This window comes from Paenibacillus sp. VTT E-133280, from assembly GCF_002264385.1.
Lineage (GTDB): Bacteria > Bacillota > Bacilli > Paenibacillales > Paenibacillaceae > Paenibacillus_AQ > Paenibacillus_AQ nitricinens.
The window spans coordinates 1-2,351 of the sequence record NZ_NFUX01000149.1 but is presented as its reverse complement, the minus strand read 5'-3'; the positions used below and the strand labels follow the sequence as shown (position 1 = coordinate 2,351).

Genomic DNA, 2,351 nt, shown 5'->3' with positions numbered 1-2,351 from the left:
ATATCGTGAAACTTATACTTTCTTATAATTTAAACCAACTGCTGCTCGTAAGGGATTAAGTTATCATTTCCCTACGCCCCAGCCGTTGTTTAATTTGATATATCTATGGAAGACCCTAATGTTGTAACGGAGATTTCCCCTTACACATTTGTTCTGACGTCCTCTAACGAACCATAAGCACAGGCAGATGACCTGTGTTTTTTTGCGTTTACTATTTACTACTGGAGGATGAATAAATATATGGAACAACTACGAGAAAAAGCTATTATAGTCGGTGTCCAGCTACAAAACGAAACAAACTTCGCTTATTCGATGGAAGAACTCACTAATCTGGCAGCTGCCTGTGACCTAGAAGTTGTAGGAGAGCTTAGTCAGAAGGCAAGTCGGATCAACCCTTCCCACTATATCGGCACAGGCAAAATCCAAGAATTATCTGCTCTCTTAGAAGCGCATGATGCTCCTATTGTTATTTTTAATGATGAGCTGTCTCCTTCACAGATTCGCAATTTGGAGTCCTCTCTAGGCCGTCAGGTCATTGACCGGACGATTCTGATCCTGAATATTTTCGCAGAACGAGCGAAGACCAAAGAAGCTCAGCTGCAAGTGGAAGTAGCTAAGCTGCAATATATGCTCCCCCGATTAACAGGTCTCCGAGAATCTCTCGGCAGACAAGGTGGTGGTGCTGGGCTGAAGAACAGAGGCGCTGGTGAAACAAAGCTGGAGCTGGATCGCAGAAGAATTGAAGAACGGATTTCAGCATTACAGGTTGAGCTTCAACAGCAAGTAGCAAGGCGCCAAATTCAGCGGAAGCAGCGGCATAAGAATGAGGTTCCTGTCGTCTGTCTCGTCGGCTATACGAATACCGGCAAGTCCAGCTTAATGAATGTAATCGTGGAGACGTATCATCCAGGCTCTAATAAGCAAGTGTTCGCCAAGGATATGTTATTCGCTACGCTGGAGACATCCGTTCGGAGCATTGAGCTACCGGATCACAAAACCTTTTTATTAACAGATACCGTTGGATTCGTCAGCCAGCTTCCCCATCATCTGGTCAAAGCCTTCCGCTCCACGCTCGAAGAGGTGACCGAAGCTGACTTATTGATTCATGTAGTCGATATTTCCGATCCCCAGCATCAGCAGCATATGGCTGTCACCGATGAGACTTTGAAAGCGCTCGGTGCGGACCAAATTCCAACAGTTTATGCCTACAACAAAGCTGACCTAACGGACCTACCTTACCCTCACCTTGAGGGTGACAATGTCTATCTTTCCGCCAAACAAAATAGCGGGATAGCTAAACTTACAGATCTTATTCGCAGCCATGTTTTTACGGATTATGTACAGTGTGAAATTCTGATTCCATTTGATCGCGGCAATGTGGTCTCCTATTTTAACGAGCATGCCCATGTCCAATCGACTAGCTATGAAGAAACAGGCACAAGGCTTGAACTGGAATGCAGAAAATCTGATTTCGAGAAATTCCGCAGTGACTTTGTTGAGCTTTAGGCTATAAGACGCAGCAAAGGGGTTGTCCCATAAGTCATAAATGACTCAGGGACAGCCCCTTCTTCTACTTATTGGTGGAAGCGAACCCGGTTAACTATCCGAAATATTTCACTTATTGTGCAAGCAATTTATCTAACAAGCGAATGATCATCGCAACCGACTCCGCACGGGATGCAGTATCATTCGGTTTGAACAATTCGTTGCCTTTACCAGTTACTATGCCAGCAGTTGCAAAAGCATTAATTTGTTCAGAAGCCCAGTTCGTAGCTACATCCAAAAATAGATTGGATGCGTTAGGAACATAGTTTGTCAGACGAGCAAGCATTGCAACGATCTCAGCGCGGGAAATTTCTTGATTAGGATGGAAAGAACCATCACTATATCCCGTGATTACCCCTTTAGCTTGTAATGCTGCAATCGATTCTGAAGCCCAATGTCCTTGTGTGTCAGAGAAGGATGGACCGCTTGAATTCGGTAGACCAAAAGCTTTTGCTACCATTGTGGCGAACTCGGCGCGAGTTACCTTTTGATTCGGATGGTAAGAACCATCACTATAACCCGTTACAATCCCCATCTTAGCTGCACGCTCCACTACGGAGGCACTCCACGAAGATGCCGGAACATCCGTAAAGTGTATAGCGGGAGCAGACTTCTCTTTTTCCACGATAGCCTTAACTGCCTCTACATTTACCTTGTCGTTGAACACCAGCTTTGACGCTGTTGGCGCTGTTGGCGTTACTGTTGGCTTCGGTGTTGATGTTGGTGGCGTTGGCGATACTGGTAGCGTTGCTGTTGAATTTGGTGTCGATACTGGTGGTGTCGGTGTTGGTGTTGGTGTTGGTGTT

At 45.5% G+C, this 2,351-nt stretch carries 2 protein-coding genes; one reads left to right on the top strand and one right to left on the bottom strand.

Translation table 11 applies throughout. From position 1 onward, the window contains the following. The first annotated feature begins 240 nt into the window (after positions 1–240). Positions 241–1,506 carry a GTPase HflX gene (gene hflX / locus CA600_RS30490; protein ID WP_094874819.1) on the top strand — a complete coding sequence of 422 codons (1,266 nt, stop codon included), beginning with the start codon at positions 241–243 and terminating at the stop codon, positions 1,504–1,506. Between the two features lie 112 nt (positions 1,507–1,618). Here the strand turns inward: hflX and CA600_RS30485 are convergent. After that, positions 1,619–2,351: S-layer homology domain-containing protein (locus CA600_RS30485; RefSeq protein WP_143812236.1), on the bottom strand; the 733-nt coding region annotated here is incomplete at its 5' end.